Origin of the sequence: Vibrio atypicus (assembly GCF_009811315.1) — a bacterium.
GTDB classification, from domain to species: domain Bacteria; phylum Pseudomonadota; class Gammaproteobacteria; order Enterobacterales; family Vibrionaceae; genus Vibrio; species Vibrio atypicus.
The window spans coordinates 47,751-67,209 of the sequence record NZ_BLID01000008.1 but is presented as its reverse complement, the minus strand read 5'-3'; the positions used below and the strand labels follow the sequence as shown (position 1 = coordinate 67,209).

Sequence of the window (19,459 nt, the reverse complement as noted above, 5' to 3'; positions counted from 1 at the left end):
AAGTTGATTAAAATTATAGTGTATCTCGTTCTTTATGCGAGTTCTGTTAACTTAATCAAGACATTATTGACGAACGCTAAGTGTCTCAGGCTAACCATTTTCCCCAAACGCAGTTCACTCTCTGGCGGGATGAGCCAAACGGGTCGCTTAAATCGGGTTTCATCGTGACAATATCTTGTGTCGTATGCGCCATCACCAGATAATGGATCTTGGTGCAAATTGAGCATGTTGAAGAACATTTTCAAGCTGTGGCTGTCTAGGGTCGGAGTACAAAAGTCACTTGTTGTCTTTTTGAGATCCTGCTTGGGTCATTGTGTGCTGTTATAGCTGGTACGAAAGGGCTGTTTGATATTCGAGGCTACATCCTTGGCTACCACGATAGGCTTCAAGGGAATGATCTGTTTTAAAAAGGAGGGGGCCCCGTTGATGATGTATCGCTCGTATTATATCGGCGATTGAACCAGCTCAATTTCACGTACGTTTCGTTGATTGGATATAATCAATGCTATGTTGTTAATAGTGACATGTTGGAAGCTGTGTTGAGCGCTTGTTTTAACGCGTTGGCGAAAAACCAAGCACTCGAGAGGTTGCCCTGATTAACAGCAGTACTCCGTTAAATATTAAACGTTGCGTTTTTATCTAAAGGGTACACAGGCGCTGTTAACTGAGTATGTTCGAAAAGAGTCACATCGCGACTGGTGGCCCCTGGAACATCAACGATCAGTAACTTGTCGGTGAAGTTCTTATAGAAAGCTTGATAGTGCATCCCGCTTTTGACACCGATGACGTCATATTCTTGAATGGCGATACCATGTGGGCGTCCTTGTGTATCATCATACGTCTGGCATAGGCCTGATATAACAATGACATCCACCGTATTCTCCGCTTCAATGACCAACCTAACGGTAGGGCCAAGCTTAAATGGGGCGTTGTAAGCGGTCCCGCCGCGAACGATCTCATCGCCATCCGAAATGGACTTGACATAAGCTTTGGTTTTAATTGGTGCACCTGCCAATTTCTCAAATTTACCACCGAGGCTCACATTGATTGTTGCTCCAACACCGGCAGCGACTGCGGCCTTTGCGGTCTCCGGATCGTGTATCGACATGAAAACGACTTTACCCAAGCCTTTAGTCTCTAGCAAAGCTTTCAGTAGATGAGTACCCGAACCACCAGCGCCACCACCGGGATTATCCGCAGCATCGCCAATCACAATCGGAGAATGCTCAATGATACCGCCTTTCGTTGGTGGTTGACGTACATAGTGGCCGTCCTTTTCGAGCATGGCCAGGACAGTACCCATGGTTTTGCCGATATCATTGAGTTCAATAAGTGATTCTTTTCTATGTTTCCAGATCCACCTTGCTAGGTCGTCAACTAAGTCTTGTGCCAGTTGGGGGTTATTTTCTGTGGTCACCATAGGGAATACACCACAAAAATCGCTGTCTTGGTATGGGAAGCCATGCATGACGGAGCAGTTGATAACACCTGGCTGCTTTTCGATTTGAATGCATTTTTCTTTGAGTCGATTGGCAAAGCTGCCCTTTTCTTCGGTATTGCTCATCGGCATCAGCATTGGCATTTTGTGGTAGGCAACGGTAGGGTGCGATTCTCCTGCTAAAATTGCAGCACCACGATACATCGCATCACGGCCAGCGGCATTCATATCCATATGAGGATATTCTTTACAGGCGCTGAAGAAGTTCATGTTGTCCTTCATTTTATCGGTGATCTTACCATGGAGGTCACCGGACCAAACGATCATCGTGTCTTTCCCTACTAGGGCTCTGACCGACTCTGCTAAGTCACCTTCAAGATCGGGGGTGCTTTTCACCATACCGCCACCGTGTACACAGAGGTAGACCATGTCTAGCGGTAACTGTGCCTTCAGCGTGTCCATGATATCCTTTTTCGCATCTTTCCAAGCCTGATCGCTCACTGTGCTAAAGGATGAATCTATGTAATATACGACGCCCGGGACTAACTCCCAGCCTTCTTCCTCACAGACATCCACCGGTCCGCCAATGGCCGTCCCTCTCAATGCCGCCTTGATCTGATCACCGCGAAAAACTCGCATACTGTCGAGCTCGGTTTCGCCCATGGCTTCGGTTAGATAGGTGTTGCTTTCATGGAAAAAACCGACACAAGCGACTTTTAAATTTTTTAACTTGCCTTTTGACATAACACCGCTGTCTGTTTTTGCGTTATTTCCAGCCGCAAAAACATTTGTTATACCACTCGACATTATTGCCGCTGAGCTCAAACCGAGAATCTTGAGTATATTTCGGCGGCTAGTTTCAATGTTGTTGCTTTTACTTTCTTTCATTGCTGTACAATCCTTCTTTTACCTAGCTGGCTTCACACCAACCTTAAAAACGCAGATATCAATTTTATGCTCAAATAAAACATTACTCACTAGCGCCTTTATATTCCGATTTCGAATTTTCAACGATCTCTCAGACTTGCTTGTTTTCTGACTCTACCCATTGCATAAAAACTTGATATCCTGCAGCTAAAAATGCCGCACCAACGAACATGCCCAGTATTCCCCCAGACATGACCCCACCTACAGCGCCAATGAGTATTATAGGCATTGGGACATCCAACCCTCTTCCAAGAATGATCGGTTTTAAGAAATTATCTATAAAGCTTGCAGCAATAATTAATACTGTGAAGATAACATTGTGTGCTGTTCCACTATCTCCTGACCACAATATTGCAACAGCGACCAGAGCTACGACGGTCACTGGGAGCTGAACGATAGCAAAGACTAAGGCGATTAACGTAAACAGAGAAGCCGCTGGAACGCCTGCTAACGCTACGATAGCACCAAATATCATTGCTGTTAAAAATGCGATTCCAATAATGCCAACAGCTACCTGCCTTAGGGTTGCTGTTGTTAATTTATGCAGCGTGGGTCCTTTGATCGGATCTGTAAAACTTATAAAAATCTTACGTATTGATGCTGATGCGGGTTCAGCCCAAGCTAACATTATCCCAGCAATGATCACAGCACCTATCAAGACAAATACGCTCTTAGCTGCGCCCGCCGCACTATCGAACACCCAACCGAAAATGCTTTTTATTTGAGGCTGATGCTTGTCTATGAAAACAGGCAGATTGACAGCGGCTTCATCCCAGGCAGCATATACTTTTTCCCCGACTAATGGCCATTCTTTTACGCTGTCAGTTGGCTTCGATACGGCTAGTGTGCCATTTCGATAAGAATCGAGTGCTTCTAACGTTTTAGACGCAAATGAGTTACCAACCATAGCGGTAGGCGTTCCAAGTACAAGCACGCCAATCACCGCGACTAAAGTAGCTGAACGGCTGGATCTTAATCCCAGTTTACGTTCAATAGCCAACTTAAGAGGGTAAAGTGCAATAGCCAATACCAGAGCCCAAAGTAAAATAGGTAAAAAGGGTAAAAACGCCCACCAACAGACAATAACAATAAGCGTAATTGCTGCGAATCGTATCAATGAAGTACTAAATGCTTTCACTAATACCTTTTCTAAGTTCTCATTTGAATTATTCAAGTGTCTCCTCCTTTTCTATTCCTAGAACTAATTAAACGGTTTGTCTGCGTGTGGACTTCGGCTAACACGTGATCTGAACCAGTAGTTATACTGGCCGCTTCATTAAACGAATTTTTGATTTTCAACGTTAACTTGGCGTTGATGCCCAACAACTGTGCCTTCTTGTCCAATTGTAATCAACCTATATCACCTCAGCTTTTATCCGATTTCCGATTTTTTATTGGTCCAACATATTCTCACTGGCTTCACGATTGTCATACTCCTGACTGAAACGCAATGGCGTTGATACTCTGTCGCATACCTGCACATAAGGATATTTCACATGAAAATACTAGTATCGCCTACCTCCACACTCACACGACGGGTTAAGTACCGAAAGCCGATTCGGCCTAGGAGTGGCAAGCCATCAATATGAACTTAGAAAGACAGAAGAGGCTATTTCCGATTTCATTTCGAACAGTGGCATGATTCACTCATCTTTGCTTGACGAGGTTCAAGACAAGATCTCGGAGCTAGAAAAAGAGGAATCCGAGGCTGACTCTGATGATGATGAATATTCAGAATCAGTGTGGGAATCTCGTCAAACAGAGCAACGAGAGAACAAATAAATAGATGATATGTTTGGTACTCTGTGAAAAATATACATCTAGTTAACCAATAGAAATTTTTATCCAAAACTTACGAGCTAGAGTTAAGACTTTAACTCGGAATTGTCCAGAAGTGAGTTATAACGAGTATGAAACTTTATTCCTCTCCTACACTTCCGGTATGATTGCGCCTGAATGTCGCTTTAAACTGGTATTGTTTCACTTTTGCCAAATGGTGAGTGAACTGGTAAGTATGAACATTAAATCATGGCAAAAAATACATATAACCAATTGATTTATATATTCATATACTTTTCACTCCACGAGCAGATCCAAAACATAGAGTAATCTCGCACTCTCCCAGCCCCAGATGTGAATGAAACCAATCACATGAACATGCGGCGATAGTGATAGCGGATTATAGATTGAAACTAATTTTTGATCCGCTTCTCCTTCCTTACTTAAATTGGTCAACCAATAAAACTAAGCAATTTATAATTAGCCTTTCCAACACGAACACCAATGTGGTTAATGAGGTATTAAGTGTTTAAAGGCAACCTTTCTCTGCTGGATAATTACCAGCACCTGCCAAGCAAACTGCTGAACGTGATTGAACAAGTCAAACAACGTATCTATGACTCTGTAGATAATGACCGATACCCAATTGAAGGGGATGATGTATTTTTCTTTGTAGTTGATGACAACACTCAATTGCTAAGTGAACGTCGCTCTGAGTGTCATCGCAAGTATATAGACGTGCAGATCCTACTCGCAGGTGAAGAACGTTATGGCTATAGCCTCCTTCCATTCAATACCATTGCTGAAGATCTACTTGAAGCTAAAGACATTGCCTTTAGTGAAGATATTGTCGAAGAGCAATTTACCGATCTCAACCAACATGATTTTATTATCTTCAATGTTGCCCAGCCGCACCGCCCACTGGTCGCAATCAATCAGCCGATGCCTGTGCGTAAGGCGATCATCAAAGTTGCCAACGACTGGCTGGAGGCATAGAGATGCATACTCTAATTTGGAATGACAGCACTATCCCACACCAGATCGCTCTGGAGAATGAAGGTCAGCATACCCGTATTGAAATGCGTGTCGTCAAAGATGTTGAACCAGAAGTGGTTTGCTTAAGCGTTGATTGGTCTGTAGAAACCTTAATTGATGCATGGCAAGGAGCGGCGCTACCAATCTCAACCGCTTACGATGATGGTACTCTCTACTCTCAAGTTCGAGTGCTATTTAACTTAGATAATGGCTGTGTCATTTGGCTGGTGAATCATATCAAAATGCCTTGCGGCAACAAGATCTCCACTGACCGCTTAGCTTGGGTTCCCTCTATGCATGGAAAAGATGGTCAGCTAGTCGCCGTATAATCAGCCCAGTAAAAACACAAAACCGAGCCTAATGCTCGGTTTTGCTATTGATGGCGTTTCTTGCCTCAAACTGAGGCTCGCTGCTCTGAACGATACATTCTCACTATCGTCAGGCTATTAACGACAATAAAGGTCAACTCCATCAAAGTGCCGCCTATCGAGCCAAGCAGCAAATTGTTCGTCACCCAGCAGAAAGAGTTAAACATCACCAACAAACGCAGTTGAATACCTTGGGTTTTAAATAGTGCCCATGTTGCTACTGAAGAGCCGAATATCGTCAACAACTCGTAGCTATACTCAAGTTGTGGTAAACCCATCAGCCATAACATCGCAATAAAAAACAGCATCACACTGGTCGACTCGGTCTTGGTAGAAGCATAACTACGAATCGCGCTGATACCACAACCAAACGCAGCCACCAACGCCTCCATTAGCATAAAATGGCTACACAACACGATTTGAAACAGCATTAAATGGAGACGAAAGCGGCGTCCATCGCGATGCACAAATGCGGTAGCGCCAAAGGTGAAAGCCACCATACCCACCGCTTGAGCGAGGTCCCATTCTGGCAACACTAGCACTATTTCAACCTACTCCCTGACCGCTGCGCTGCTCAAGCTGAGCCAACAAATAGTCAATACAAAGTGCTGGGCTAGTAATCACCTTGCCCTGTAGTGATGGCGCGCTATGATGAACCATCTTAGCTAAGTGTGGTAATTCACTGCCTTGAATAAAACCATCAAACAAAACTTGGTTAGCAGCCAAGGTGTGTAAAAATGCAACTTGCACAGGCCATCCCTTTAAAAAAGGCTTCCTATCGGAAGCCTTACTCTACTCACTTTATTCCTGTACCTAATTTGGCAGTGTGGCTTATTTAACTAAATCAGCCGCTTCGCGAGCTAGACGACCAATCTCATCCCAACGACCTTCGTTGATCATCGCTTTATCCACCATCCAAGTGCCACCACAGGCAATAACGCGGTCAATCGCTAGATACTCTTTGACGTTGCTAGGGCTGATACCGCCAGTTGGCATAAATTGGATTTGCGTGTAAGGACCAAGCAGAGATTTCACCATGTTGATACCGCCAGACGCTTCAGCTGGGAAGAATTTCAGCGTGGTTAGACCCATTTCGATTGCCGCTTCTACCGCACTTGGGTTGTTCACGCCCGGTACGATATCGATGCCGATTTCGCGACATGCAATCACTGTATTTGGGTTAAAGCCTGGTGATACTACAAAGGTTGCGCCCGCGTCTTTTGCCGCTTGTGCTTGCTCACGGTTTAGTACGGTACCCGCACCGATCAACATTTCAGGTTGAGCTTCACGCAGTAGGCGAATCGCTTCAACCGCAGCGTCAGAGCGGAAAGTAATTTCAGCCGCTGGCAAACCGTTTTCTGCCAGTGCTTTACCTAGAGGAATGATGTCTTCTGCGCGATCAATCGCGATAACTGGGATTACTTTGATTTCTGCAAGCTGCTGTGCAATTGTAGTCATTATTCTTTACCTTTATTTTAATTGGATTAATTACTTGTGTTAGTTACGCGAATTGAATCGCATCAGTGGCTTGTTTCGGGATAATTGCACCTTTGTGCTGAATGACAATTCCCGCAAGCTGATGACCTTGACGTGAGCACTGCTCTGCGTCTTTACCTTGAAGGTAACCAGCTAAGAAACCAGCATTAAATGAATCGCCCGCTGAGGTGGTATCAACCACGGTTTCAACTGGTGTGGTTGCGATTGTTTGGCACGTACCCGCGACAAAATCGTTATAATGGTTACCTTTTGCACCCATCTTCACCACGGCTTTCTTTACACCAGCCGCTTGCAAGCGGGCCAGCGTTTGTTCCTCATCACTGTCACCCCATAGATTCTGCTCGTCGTCATTCGTTACTAGAGCAAGATCAGTGAGCGCTAAGATTTGGCGGTAACACTCACGCGCTTCATTCGCATCCTGCCACAACGCTGGGCGGTAATTTGAATCAAAAGCGATTTCAACACCTTGTTGACGGAGCTTTGTTAACAGCTCAACTAAACGTGTACGATCTTGTTGAGGAAGAATCGCGAGGCTAATACCACTTAGGTAAACCATATCCACCTCTGCAAGCGCCGCTTCAACCTTGGTAAAATCAGCATGCTGCATCATGTAGCGCGCTGCAGACTGATTGCGCCAGTAAAGAAAGGTGCGTTCACCCTGCTCATCTAACTGAATCAAATATAAGCCTGGTTGGCGCGTGTTATCACGTAAAACTAAATCAGTATTCACACCTTCAGCTTGCCAACGAGCGATCATGCCATCACTAATTGCATCGTTACCAAGCGCAGAAACATACTCCACACTCACTTGCTCACCACCACAACGAGCAAGGTAAACAGCAGTATTAAGTGAATCACCGCCATAAGCTTGAGTCATGGCACCAAAAGGGGCACCATTTAACTCAATCATACATTCACCTAGTAATGCGATACGTTTCATTATCGTTCTCCAGGTAGAGTGAAGTAGGTTTTCGCATTGTAGTAACAGATATCCTGTACCATCTTACCTAGCATCGGCATATCACGTGGCACTTCACCATTCTCTACCCACATTCCGATCATGTTACATAGAATACGACGGAAGTACTCGTGACGAGTGTATGAAAGGAAGCTACGAGAATCGGTTAGCATACCAACAAACTGGCTGAGTAAACCCAGTTGAGAAAGTTGCTGCATTTGACGTTCCATGCCGTCTTTTTGGTCATTGAACCACCAGCCAGAGCCAAATTGGATCTTGCCTGCGATACCACCACCTTGGAAATTACCAATCATGGTTGCCATCATTTCGTTATCACGTGGGTTTAGGCAGTACAGAATGGTTTTTGGCAGCTCGTTGGTCACATCCATGGCATCCATTAAGCAAGCCAGTTGTAGCGCGAATGGACGGTCACCAATCGAGTCAAAACCGCAATCCACGCCTAGCTGGCGGAACATACGGGTGTTGTTGTTACGCTGCGCGCCAATGTGCAATTGCATCACCCAACCACGTTTTGCGTATTGCTTACCCATCCAAACTTGTACTGCGGTACAAAACTGATCAATCTCTAGTTCAGACAGTGTTTCACCTGACATTCGACGTGCAAGAATGCTGTCTAGCGTGCTTTCGGCTGGTACTGCTGCATAGCGCACGATTTCGATACCGTGGTCAGCCGCGCGACAACCGTGCGACAACCGTGCGCACTAAAGTGCTCAAGACGACGCTCTAACGCAGTAAGCAGATCAGCAAAACGGGTGATTTCCACATCCGCGGCTTCACCAAGTAATGTCATGTATTCAGCAAAGCCTTCAAGCTCAATTTTGAACGCACGATCAGGACGCCAGCTTGGTGCGACTTCAACATCAAAGCTTTCATCTTCAGTAATCGCTTTATGGTACTCAAGTGTATGAATTGGGTCGTCAGTTGTACCCGCCATCACCACATTCATTTGCTTCATGATGCCACGCGCTGAAAACTCTGGCGTTGCCAATAGCTCGTTACACTCGTGCCAAATTTCATCGGCAGTTTCAGGACCAAATAGCTTGCCCGTTACGCCAAATGGACGACGCAGTTCTAGGTGAGTCCAGTGGTACAGTGGGTTGCCCAAAGTTTGTGGAACCGTTCTCGACCACGCTTGATACTTCTCGTAGTCTGAGGTTTCTTTGCCAGTGATCAATGACTCAGGAATACCTGCTGAGCGCATACCACGCCATTTGTAGTGATCGCCTTCTAGCCAAATCTGACCCAAATTATCGAACTGACGATTTTCAGCCACTTCTTTAGGATTTAGGTGACAGTGGTAGTCGTAGATTGGCATTGCTTTCGCGTAGTCATGGTATAGCTCTCGAGCGGTATCATTTGCTAGTAAGAAGTCTTCACACAAAAAGTTTTTCATCGTTAACTCCATTGGCGCCGGCATTACCCACGCCGAATATCTGGTAGGAACAGAAATGCCCTCACTGAGGAGGGCATATTTAATTAGATAAGTGAGGCTACTACACCACGAGCACCGTCATTAAGTAGACGCTGGTATGCGTCAGTCACTGCGGTTACGAAGGTATCGTTTTGGATTAAATCAGTACCAAAGATAGCTTCAATCGATAACAGTGCTTTCACTACACTCACGTTCAAGCCGTGCTCTGCGTAAATCGCTTGGAACTGCTCAACCATTGGGTCGCGCACATCAATCGCTTCGCCCTGTTCAGTTTGGGCAGAGACATAACGCATCCAACCAGCAATACCCATTGCTAGCCATTTGAAGTCGCTGCCTTGTGCTAAGTGATGACGCAGTGAGCCGCCCATGCGTTGTGGGATCTTCTGGCTGCCATCCATCGCGATTTGCCATGTTTGGTGCTTCAGACTTGGGTTGGTAAAGCGCTCAATCAGTAGCTTCGCGTACGCTTCTAGATCCGTGCCTTGTGGCATATTTAGCGTTGGAGCTTGCGCTTTCATCATCATGTCGAATGCTGCTTGGCGGTAATCTTCATTCGTCATGGTATCTGAAATGTGTGCGTAGCCGCCTAGGAAACCTAGGTAAGCTAGGAAAGAGTGGCTGCCGTTTAGCATGCGCAGTTTCATTTCTTCAAATGGTACTACGTCAGCAACAAACTCAGCGCCAGCTACGTTCCAGTCAGGGCGACCTGCAACGAAGTTATCTTCGATAACCCATTGACGGAATGGCTCACAAGCGATGCCACAATAGTCAGCGACACCAACAAGCTCTGCAATTTCGTTTAGTGTTTCTTCTGTTGCCGCTGGTACGATGCGGTCAACCATGGTGCATGGGAAGGTCACATTTGCTTCAATCCATGCCGCCAGCTCTGCATCCACCAAGTTAGCGAAATCCAGTACTGCTGCACGAGCAACATGACCATTCTCTTGCACATTGTCGCAAGACATCACGGTAAAGGGTGCAATGCCTTGTTCACGGCGTTGACGCAGTGCTTCAACGATATAACCAATCGCAGAGCTTGGGTCTTGTGGGTTAGCCAGATCGCTAACAATCAGCGAGTTGTTTTTGTCTAGGCGACCCGTTGCTGGATCCGCGCAGTAACCCTTCTCTGTGATAGTCATAGAAACAATCGCAACTTGCTCTTCAGTCATTTTCGCAAGTACAGCGGCTTTGCCATCTAATGTTGGGTGAAGTGATTCCGTTACCGAACCAATCAGTTTTACTTCCGTCGCCTGAGCGCCTTTTTCTGCCACTGTATAGAGGTGATCTTGTGCGCGAAGTTGCTTAATCAGATCTTCGCCACCGAACAAGTTAACTTCACAGATGCCCCAATCACTGCCGGTTTTTTCTAACATTTCGTTAGTGAATAGCGCTTGGTGTGCACGGTGGAAAGCACCAAAACCTAGGTGAACAATACGGCTTTTCAGAGCAGAGCGATCGTAATTTGGTCGAACAACTTGAGCATTCAAAGTGGTATTTGCGATTGTTTTCATTGTTTTTTCCTAAGCCTTACCGCCGTAGCGGTAAGGTATTTTGTTGGGAGGCAAATCCGAAATTTGGGAGATTAGTAACCTAGGAACAGTTGTGGTAGCAGTAGACTGATTTGTGGAATGAACGTTACTGCTAGTAGTGCTAGGAACAGTGCTGCATAGAAAGGCAACAAAGGTTTAATGACTTTATCAATACTGATATTGGCAACAGAACAACCTACGAAAAGCGCACTACCTACTGGTGGCGTACATAGACCGATTGCAAGGTTAAACGTCATCATGATGCCGAAGTGTACTGGGTCAACACCTAGGTCCAACACGATAGGAAGGAAGATTGGTGTAAAGATCAGAACCGCTGGCGTCATATCCATGAAGATACCAACAATCAGAAGAATGATGTTGATGATCAGTAGGATAATCAGTGGATTTTCAGAAACCGCTAGTAGCGCATCTGCAATCATGTATGGGATATCCGCGTTCGCCATTGCCCATGACATACCCATCGAAGCACCAACGAGAAGCAACACGATAGAAGTGGTTACTGCTGACTCAAGCACAATCTTTGGTAGTTGGCTCACTTTTACTTCACGGTAAACACCCACTGCCAGTACTAGCGTGTATACCACCGCGATAGCTGAAGCTTCTGTTGCAGTGAAGATACCACCGATGATACCGCCCATAATAACGACGATAAGAAGTAGTGAAGGCGCGGCTTTAATAAAGGTATCCCATACCGCTGCAAGTGTTGGACGTGGTGCCACTGGGTAGCCGCGACGCTTAGCAATCACACCTGCTACAATCATCAAGCTTAAGCCCATCAAGATACCTGGTAGGTAGCCCGCTAGGAATAGTGCTGCGATTGAAGTACCGCCAGATACAAGAGAGAAAACAATTAGGGTGTTGCTCGGCGGAATCAAAAGACCCGTAGGACAAGAAGTGATGTTTACTGCTGCGCTGTACGCTTCATCGTAACCATCTTTCTTTTGTAGTGGTGACATAGTGCCACCTACTGCCGCCGCAGAAGCTACTGCAGAACCAGAGATAGAACCAAACATCATGTTTGCTAGTACGTTTACGTGAGCAAGCGAACCTGGCAAGCGACCACCTAGAACTTTAGCAAAGTTAATCAGACGTAGTGCGATACCGCCTTGGTTCATAACATTACCCGCGAGAATAAAGAACGGGATAGCTAACAGAGCAAAGTTATCCAAACCAGCCGCCATACGCTGCGCCACGACGGCGATTGCAGGCTCTAGCGGTAGGCTCATCATAATGGTTGCCAGCGACGAAAGACCGATCGCAAATGAAACTGGAATACCAAGCGTCAGCAAGACTGCAAAAGTACCAAATAGGGTAAGAATTAATTGCCATTCCATTGTGGAATTCCTCTAGAAATTAGTTTTGTTGTACGTCGCTAGTAGCCACGTCGCCAGAAATTAATTGTTGAATCTTTTCAACGCCATAAACTACAGAGTAGAAAATCATCAACGCACCACTAATTGGTAAACAGAAATAGATGTAACCCATTTCCCAGCCTAGAGCAGGCGTCAATTGACCTGTTGCCAGCGTTTTCATTGCTAGGTTTGAACCGCCGTAAACCAATACAACCGATGCGAATACCGCGATAGCAATTTGAATAACTATTTCGTTGATGATTTTGCGCTTACCTTTAAGCTTCATCGTCATCAGATCGATAGCAAGGTGGCGTTTAAGACCCGTTGTGTATGCCGCACCAATAAGCGCCACCCACATAAACAAGTAACGTGCAAGCTCGTCAGTAACGGTACTTGGTTTACCAATGATGTAGCGTGATAGGACTTGCCAAACTACACAAAGCACTAGGAAAGAAGAGAGCGAGACGGTAAATGTCGCCAAGCCTTTATTGATGTACTCAACCAATTTTTTCATTATTGTTTCCTTAACAACGTCGCTATCTCATATAACGAACCGCGTCTCGCCACTGGTTAACCAATATAAACTCAAGCTCATATTATCTGACCAATAACATTTCTTTTTCTGCGGGCATTATAGGCAGTATCACTTTACTGACTGTGACCATCTTCACATTTGAATTGGTCGACCAATTAAAGGGTTTTATCTGTGATATTGCTCAACCAATTGTGTTTTTTGTTTTGACGGTAGTAGGAATTGGTCGCAAGATTGGCTCCGAAACCTGTAACCCCCTACAAAAAATTTACGGATTCCATCTCACGGAGAAACCATAATGAAAACACGTAAAAGTGTCCTAACAGCTGTGATTGGTGCGGCGCTAACATTCGGTGTAAGTGCACAAGCGTTTGCTGCTACTACTCTAAAACTGAGCCACAACCACACTCGTGACCACGCCGTGCATAAAGCAATGGATGCTATGGCAAAAGAAGTGCGTAAAACCACTGACGGCGAAGTACGTATTCGTATTTACCCTGATGCACAGCTGGGTTCTCAGCGTGAATCGATGGAACTTATGCAAAACGGTGCGCTGCACATGGTTAAAACCAACGCAGCAGAACTAGAAGCGTTCGCACCTGCTTACTCTGCATTCAACATGCCTTACCTATTCCGTGACCAAGCACACTTTTACGCAACTCAAGAAGGTCAAATCGGTGAGGAGATCCTAGCGTCATCTCGTGAAAGCGGCTTTATCGGTCTGACTTACTACGATGCAGGCGCACGCAGCTTCTACACCAACAAACCAATTAACTCACCTGAAGATCTAAAAGGTCTGAAAGTACGCGTACAGCCAAGTCCATCTGCGATCGCGATGGTTGAAGCACTAGGTGGCAGCCCAACACCACTAGCATACGGTGAGCTATACACAGCTCTACAGCAAGGCGTTGTAGATGCAGCAGAAAACAACATTCCGTCATACGGCATGAGCCGCCACAGCGAAGTATCAAAATACTTCTCGCTAGATGAGCACACTATGGTTCCTGACGTACTAGTGATCTCTACAGATGCGTTTGATGGTCTATCAGCAGAGCACCAACAAGCTGTGAAGACTGCAGCACTTAACTCTATGCAATTGATGAAAAAATTGTGGGCTGAATCAGAAGCTGAAGAGCGTAAAAAAGCAGAAGATATGGGCGTAACGTTTGTCAATGTAGACAAAGCATCATTTGTGCAAGCGGTACAACCAATGTACGACGACGTGAAGAAAAACAACCCAGAGTTGTCTGCACTGATCGAGCGTATTCAAGCAGTTAAGTAATTAACTAAAGTAATTTTGTTAGAGAAGTATAGGTATTGCCACATAACTATTGAGATAGGTTGACCAATTACTTTGATTGGTTATGATGGCGTGAGTAGTAATGGAAATAAGCGATAACATCATCATGATGCCTTTTGAACCCAAGCGTCCTTACCAAGAGTTGGGTTTGGTTTTACGAAAAGAGTTAATTGAAGGTCACTATACAGTTGGTGATCGTCTACCGCCTGAGCGCGATATTGCTGAACGACTTGATGTCAGCCGTACAGTTGTACGTGAAGCAATCATCATGCTTGAGCTAGAAAACCTTGTCGAAGTAAAAAAAGGCTCTGGTGTGTACGTCACGAATATTCCTGACCAATCACCTCATCGCGAACGCATCATCAGTGATGATGCGGGACCTTTCGAAATGTTACAGGCGCGACAGTTGCTGGAAAGCAACATTGCAGAGTTTGCTGCAATCCAAGTTACGCCTGGCGACATCGCCAAAATGCGCTCAGCGCTCAAATTGGAGCGCCAAGAGTTAGCAGCACAAAGCGAACAATGCGTGGGAGACGAACGATTCCATATGAGCATTGCTGAAGCGACACACAACTCTGTGTTGGTCGATATGCTCAAACAATCATGGGAACGTCGTGAGCAAAGCCCAATGTGGCAGAAGCTACACTCACGCATTAGCGGTCATGACTACCGCCAAGAGTGGATGGAAGATCATGCAAAAATCTTGGCTGCGATGCAGCGTAAAGATCCGATCGCCGCTAAAAACGCCATGTGGCAGCACCTTGAAAACGTAAAACAACGACTTCTCGAACTATCCGATATAGACGACCCGGACTTTGATGGCTATTTATTTAGCTCCAACCCAGTCGTCTTACTAGGCGGCGGACAATAATCCGCCCCTATAGGTAGCTTTGCTAGCAACCTAATAATACCTACAAAGTCGTTATATTTATTATTCGCAACTTAGCCACTCACTGAGCTGAGCGGGTCAAGTCTGCCCATTGAAAGGTAATTTGTCATGGAACAAACGTGGCGTTGGTACGGTCCTAATGACCCTGTATCTCTAGACGATATCCGCCAAGCTGGCGCAACTGGTATCGTGAACGCACTGCACCATATCCCAAATGGTGAAGTATGGACTAAAGAAGAAATCCTAGCTCGCAAAGCGATCATCGAAGCGAAAGGTCTTACTTGGTCTGTAGTTGAAAGCGTGCCAGTACACGAAGAGATCAAAACTCAAACTGGCAACTACCAACAATGGATTGAAAACTACAAGCAAACTCTGCGTAACCTAGCGCAATGTGGCATCGACACAGTTTGCTACAACTTTATGCCAATTCTAGATTGGACTCGTACTGATCTTGAATACGAAATGGCTGATGGCTCGAAAGCGCTACGTTTTGACCAGATCGCGTTTGCTGCTTTTGAACTTCACATTTTGAAACGTCCTGGTGCAAATGCTGATTATACAGAAGCGGAACAAGCGCAGGCACTTGAATACTTCAACAACATGTCTGAAGAGCAAGTTAAACAGCTGACAGCCAACATCATTGCAGGTCTACCTGGTGCAGAAGAAGGCTACACACTAGAAGCATTCCAAGCGCAACTTGACCGTTACGCAGGCATCAACAAAGATAAACTGCGAGAGCATATGCGTCACTTCCTAGCTGAGCTTATGCCTGTGTGTGACGAAGAAAACATTAAGATGGCTGTTCACCCGGACGATCCACCGCGCCCTATTCTAGGTCTGCCACGTATCGTTTCAACCATCGAAGATATCGATTGGTTGACAGAACAAGTGCCAAGCCAGAACAACGGTATCACCATGTGTACGGGTTCTTACGGTGTGCGCGGCGACAACGACCTAGTGAACATGATCAAAAAGCATGGCGATCGCGTTTACTTCACTCACTTACGTTCAACAAAACGTGAAGAGCATAACCCAATGACTTTCCACGAAGCTGCGCACCTAGAAGGTGATGTGGATATGTATGGCGTAGTAATGGCGATTCTTGAAGAAGAACAGCGCCGTGAAGAGAGTGGTGATCTACGTAAGATCCCAATGCGTCCTGACCACGGTCATCAAATGCTGGATGACCTGAAGAAGAAAACCAACCCAGGTTACTCAGCGATTGGTCGCTTGAAAGGTCTGGCTGAAGTTCGTGGTCTTGAGCTTGCACTAAAACGCGCATTCTTCACTAAGTAAGTAACCCGAGCTAGTTATGCAAAAACCCCGCACTGCGGGGCTTTTTCGTTGCTGGTTTCTGACAAAATAAAGGCTATTCATCTTTCTCCGTGGTTTTACCATCGATATATGGCCAATAATGGTGCCCAACTCGGATCACTAACGTGGCGGCAGCGAGAATAAAGGCGGCAACGGATAACCATACCACTAAGGTCGCATCCAACTCTTTCATCCCCAAAGTGATATAGCGCGCGATTGCCATCATCGCGATATAGATCGGGTAGCGAACCGGGATTTTACCGTTCACCACAAACTGCTGAACCATCGCCAACACTTCAAGATAGATAAACATCAATAGAATATCAGTCAGTTGAACACGTTTTTCGACAAACACATAGACGAACTCTTCCACCATGGCAAATAAGGTAGCGAGCGTAATCGCAACCAAGAGCACAGCTTCTAAGATATGGAAGATTTTAAGAAAAGGGCGACTAAAGCCTTTAGGTAAATGAGACGGCATATCCTAGTTTCACAAACAGTAAAATGATGAAATTCGATTCTAGCACGGCTTTTACAATAAAAAATGGCCCTACCTTTGTAGAGCCATTAGAAATTAGTCGAGTATCAATTAGAGCAAAATCAGGTAGCTCATGAACAATCCACACAGCACGTAGATAACCGGGTGAACTTCCTTACCCTTGCCCGCAACGACCATAGAGAAAGCATAGCTAATGAAACCCATCGCCATACCGTTCGCCGGTGAGAAGCTCAATACCGTGAACATTATGGTAAAGAAAGCGGCGATACGAGACTCTTTTTGCTCCCACTGAATCTGACCTAACCGCCCAATCATGTAGATACCCACGACAACCATCGCAGGAGCAACCATTGCTGCTGAGAAGATAGAAAACAGCGGATACAAAAACAGAGAAACTAAGAACAAGCCAGCAACGACAACGGCCGCTAGACCCGTCTTCGCTCCTTGAGAAGAAGCAATACCGGACTCAGAGAAAGCGGTGATCGAAGTCGTACCCAAGACTGAACCGATCACTGTACCACCCGCATCCGCGACCAACGCAGAACGAGCATTAGGCACTTTGCCATCTTTATCAATAATGCCCGCATCACGACCTACCCCGATAATGGTGCTCAAGCCATCAAAGAAATCAACAATCAGGAAGATAATGACGATAAACAGTAGGTCAAACATCTTCTCTGCCGTCAGTCCAGAGAAGTTAAATACCGCCCCAAAACTGCCTTCTATGCTAGGCGGTGCTGAAATGATTTGATCTGGAATTGGTGCGTTGTTGGTCCCCATAACTGCGTCTGCAAGAACGGTTAAAGCGATCGCCGACACAAACGAAATAAAGGTCGCTAGCTTAATATCGCGAATCATACAACCAAGTGCGATAAAAATACTGATGTAAGCGATGATCACTTTCGGGTCTGAGATATCTCCCATGCTAACCAAAATGATCGGGTTAGAAACAATAATACCCGCGTTCTTTAAACCCAAGAACGCGATAAATAAACCCAAAGAGACGGTAATTGCGAGCTTTAAATCTTCAGGAATCGATTCGATCATCGACTTACGAATATTGGTCATCGATAAAATCAGGTAAAGCACACCAGATAAGAAAATACCAAACAATGCTTCATGCCAAACCAACGCTACCGAACCACTCAGTAACATACCTTTGAAGAAGCCGTTCATGCTCATGCCTGGGGCTAACATGACCGGATAATTACCCCAAATACCCATAATCAAGGTGGCTGCTGCGGCTGCCAATGCTGTTGCAGTAAAGACAGCGCCCTTATCCATACCAGGAATACCACCCAAGATGGCTGGGTTAACCGCTAGAATGTAGCTCATCGCTAAGAAGGTAATGAAACCCGCATACAGCTCGGTGCCTATGGTGGTTTTTCGCTCAGAAATTTTAAAAATGGACTCTAGAATGCCAGGATTATTCTGGGCTTTTACAGCAGTATCGAGACTCACAATGAAACCTTAACTATTGAAGAAACAGGAACGGAATCAAATGCTGATAGAGAAAGAAACTCGCGCTAACTACTAACAAGGCTGTAGTCACTAAGATAGGCTTAGTGGTAGAAACATCCAGTCCAATTCACTAGAAATATACAGCATTTAATCGTTTGCGCGGCATTGTACGAATCCCAAACTAAAACTCAATGCTTTTCTGGCGTAAAACAGAAAATAAAGCAAACGTTTGCCCTTAATCAATAAATCACATCTATTAATGCTTATAGCTGGTTTCAAACGCCATTGTCACACTAACCCTTGTTGTAGTTGTTCTGAAATGCCGATTTGTGCTACTCTTCGCGTCCATTTTTCTGACCTAATTTTCGCCAATTCGGTGATTCAGCATGGTCAGTGCTATCTTTAAAATATGTCGATAACTTCTTGTCGGCGACATCAAATCAAACGTGGAATTGTACCTATGGGCAAAGGCACTCTTTATATCGTATCTGCACCAAGCGGCGCGGGTAAATCGAGCTTGATTTCAGCCATGCTGGAAACCAACCCTACTTACGCGATGAAAGTGTCAGTGTCGCACACCACTCGTGGCATGCGCCCTGGTGAGCAAGACGGTGTTCATTACCACTTCGTACAAAAAGAGCACTTTGAAGAGCTAATCGAACAAGGCGCTTTCCTTGAGTACGCTGAAGTGTTTGGTAACTACTACGGCACCTCACGCATTTGGATTGAAGAAAACCTAGAAAAAGGCATTGATGTATTTTTAGATATCGACTGGCAGGGTGCTCGCCAAATCCGTGAGCAAATGCCGCAAGCGAAAAGTCTCTTTATCCTACCGCCGTCAAATGGTGAACTAGAACGTCGCCTAAACGCACGCGGTCAAGATAGTGAAGCCGTTATCGCTAAACGCATGGCTGAAGCAAAATCAGAGATTTCGCATTACGCTGAATACGATTATGTCATCGTAAATGATGATTTTGATAATGCACTAATGGACTTTAAAGCGATCATTCGCGCAGAAAGATTGAAGCAAGACAAGCAAGCTGCTAAATATAAAGGCATGCTTGATGCGCTGTTAGCAGAGTAAGTCCTAGACACTGGGAACACTCA

General features: G+C 45.4%; 19 protein-coding genes, 2 pseudogenes and 1 riboswitch. Of the genes and pseudogenes, 8 read left to right on the top strand and 13 right to left on the bottom strand.

What is annotated here, in order from left to right; genetic code table 11:
* Nucleotides 1–32: 32 nt before the first annotated feature.
* The gene (locus tag GVO60_RS22365; RefSeq protein ID WP_162596553.1) at nt 33–227 is read right to left on the bottom strand and encodes a hypothetical protein; all 195 of its coding nucleotides are present in this window, start codon (nt 225–227) and stop codon (nt 33–35) included.
* On the opposite strand from GVO60_RS22365, the pseudogene GVO60_RS22685 reads away from it, so the two are divergent.
* A pseudogene (locus GVO60_RS22685) lies at nt 213–496 on the top strand (transposase family protein); the annotation flags it as partial. The gene GVO60_RS22365 and the pseudogene GVO60_RS22685 sit on opposite strands and share 15 nt — an antisense overlap.
* A gap of 117 nt (nt 497–613) precedes the next feature.
* Here the strand turns inward: GVO60_RS22685 and GVO60_RS16435 are convergent.
* Both GVO60_RS16435 and GVO60_RS16430 read right to left on the bottom strand, forming a co-directional pair.
* Complete coding sequence (locus tag GVO60_RS16435) at nt 614–2,245, bottom strand: M81 family metallopeptidase (RefSeq protein ID WP_159655951.1); 1,632 nt, start codon at nt 2,243–2,245, stop codon at nt 614–616.
* A 211-nt stretch (nt 2,246–2,456) separates the two neighbouring features.
* Entirely contained in the window at nt 2,457–3,539 is a 1,083-nt protein-coding gene (locus GVO60_RS16430; RefSeq protein WP_140333302.1) for an AI-2E family transporter, read from the bottom strand.
* 395 nt (nt 3,540–3,934) lie between these two features.
* On the opposite strand from GVO60_RS16430, the gene GVO60_RS16425 reads away from it, so the two are divergent.
* From GVO60_RS16425 to GVO60_RS16415, 3 genes are all read left to right on the top strand, one after another.
* Nucleotides 3,935–4,147 carry a hypothetical protein gene (locus GVO60_RS16425; RefSeq protein WP_159655949.1) on the top strand — a complete coding sequence of 71 codons (213 nt, stop codon included), beginning with the start codon at nt 3,935–3,937 and terminating at the stop codon, nt 4,145–4,147.
* A gap of 522 nt (nt 4,148–4,669) precedes the next feature.
* Nucleotides 4,670–5,140 (top strand): NanQ anomerase/TabA/YiaL family protein, encoded by a 471-nt coding sequence (locus tag GVO60_RS16420; RefSeq protein ID WP_159655947.1) that lies wholly within the window; start codon nt 4,670–4,672, stop codon nt 5,138–5,140.
* 2 nt (nt 5,141–5,142) lie between these two features.
* Nucleotides 5,143–5,508 (top strand): hypothetical protein, encoded by a 366-nt coding sequence (locus tag GVO60_RS16415; RefSeq protein WP_159655945.1) that lies wholly within the window; start codon nt 5,143–5,145, stop codon nt 5,506–5,508.
* Nucleotides 5,509–5,573: 65 nt separating this feature from the next.
* Here GVO60_RS16415 and GVO60_RS16410 read toward each other — a convergent pair whose 3' ends face one another.
* The 8 genes and pseudogenes from GVO60_RS16410 to GVO60_RS16375 all read right to left on the bottom strand — a co-directional run bounded on the left by GVO60_RS16410 (nt 5,574) and on the right by GVO60_RS16375 (nt 12,871).
* Nucleotides 5,574–6,080, bottom strand: coding sequence for a YgjV family protein (locus GVO60_RS16410; RefSeq protein ID WP_159656293.1), 507 nt, complete (start codon nt 6,078–6,080; stop codon nt 5,574–5,576).
* Nucleotides 6,081–6,093: 13 nt separating this feature from the next.
* Nucleotides 6,094–6,297, bottom strand: a complete 204-nt coding sequence (locus tag GVO60_RS16405; RefSeq protein ID WP_159655944.1) for a hypothetical protein — start codon at nt 6,295–6,297, stop codon at nt 6,094–6,096.
* Nucleotides 6,298–6,378: 81 nt separating this feature from the next.
* Complete coding sequence (locus GVO60_RS16400; protein WP_159655942.1) at nt 6,379–7,005, bottom strand: bifunctional 4-hydroxy-2-oxoglutarate aldolase/2-dehydro-3-deoxy-phosphogluconate aldolase; 627 nt, start codon at nt 7,003–7,005, stop codon at nt 6,379–6,381.
* A 43-nt stretch (nt 7,006–7,048) separates the two neighbouring features.
* Nucleotides 7,049–7,984, bottom strand: coding sequence for a sugar kinase (locus GVO60_RS16395; RefSeq protein ID WP_159655940.1), 936 nt, complete (start codon nt 7,982–7,984; stop codon nt 7,049–7,051).
* Nucleotides 7,984–9,416, bottom strand: a pseudogene (gene uxaC, locus GVO60_RS16390) (glucuronate isomerase). Before uxaC ends, GVO60_RS16395 begins: the two are co-directional and overlap by 1 nt.
* Before the next feature lie 83 nt (nt 9,417–9,499).
* Nucleotides 9,500–10,966: a fructuronate reductase gene (locus GVO60_RS16385; protein ID WP_159655938.1), complete on the bottom strand. Its 1,467-nt coding sequence runs from the start codon at nt 10,964–10,966 to the stop codon at nt 9,500–9,502.
* A 71-nt stretch (nt 10,967–11,037) separates the two neighbouring features.
* Nucleotides 11,038–12,339, bottom strand: coding sequence for a TRAP transporter large permease (locus tag GVO60_RS16380; RefSeq protein ID WP_159655936.1), 1,302 nt, complete (start codon nt 12,337–12,339; stop codon nt 11,038–11,040).
* Nucleotides 12,340–12,358: 19 nt separating this feature from the next.
* Entirely contained in the window at nt 12,359–12,871 is a 513-nt protein-coding gene (locus GVO60_RS16375) for a TRAP transporter small permease (protein WP_159655934.1), read from the bottom strand.
* Nucleotides 12,872–13,187: 316 nt separating this feature from the next.
* On the opposite strand from GVO60_RS16375, the gene GVO60_RS16370 reads away from it, so the two are divergent.
* The 3 genes from GVO60_RS16370 to uxuA all read left to right on the top strand — a co-directional run bounded on the left by GVO60_RS16370 (nt 13,188) and on the right by uxuA (nt 16,374).
* Nucleotides 13,188–14,171 (top strand): TRAP transporter substrate-binding protein, encoded by a 984-nt coding sequence (locus tag GVO60_RS16370; RefSeq protein WP_159655932.1) that lies wholly within the window; start codon nt 13,188–13,190, stop codon nt 14,169–14,171.
* A gap of 100 nt (nt 14,172–14,271) precedes the next feature.
* The gene (locus tag GVO60_RS16365) at nt 14,272–15,060 is read left to right on the top strand and encodes an FCD domain-containing protein (RefSeq protein ID WP_159655930.1); all 789 of its coding nucleotides are present in this window, start codon (nt 14,272–14,274) and stop codon (nt 15,058–15,060) included.
* A gap of 126 nt (nt 15,061–15,186) precedes the next feature.
* Nucleotides 15,187–16,374, top strand: a complete 1,188-nt coding sequence (uxuA, locus tag GVO60_RS16360) for a mannonate dehydratase (protein ID WP_159655928.1) — start codon at nt 15,187–15,189, stop codon at nt 16,372–16,374.
* A gap of 73 nt (nt 16,375–16,447) precedes the next feature.
* On the opposite strand, the gene GVO60_RS16355 is transcribed toward uxuA, so the two are convergent.
* Together GVO60_RS16355 and GVO60_RS16350 are read right to left on the bottom strand one after the other, a co-directional pair.
* Entirely contained in the window at nt 16,448–16,873 is a 426-nt protein-coding gene (locus GVO60_RS16355) for a phosphate-starvation-inducible protein PsiE (RefSeq protein ID WP_159655926.1), read from the bottom strand.
* 108 nt (nt 16,874–16,981) lie between these two features.
* Nucleotides 16,982–18,352 carry an NCS2 family permease gene (locus GVO60_RS16350; RefSeq protein WP_159655924.1) on the bottom strand — a complete coding sequence of 457 codons (1,371 nt, stop codon included), beginning with the start codon at nt 18,350–18,352 and terminating at the stop codon, nt 16,982–16,984.
* Between the two features lie 64 nt (nt 18,353–18,416).
* Nucleotides 18,417–18,516, bottom strand: a riboswitch (purine riboswitch).
* Nucleotides 18,517–18,812: 296 nt separating this feature from the next.
* Here GVO60_RS16350 and gmk point away from each other — a divergent pair.
* Nucleotides 18,813–19,436, top strand: a complete 624-nt coding sequence (gene gmk, locus GVO60_RS16345) for a guanylate kinase (protein ID WP_159655922.1) — start codon at nt 18,813–18,815, stop codon at nt 19,434–19,436.
* Nucleotides 19,437–19,459: the final 23 nt, after the last annotated feature.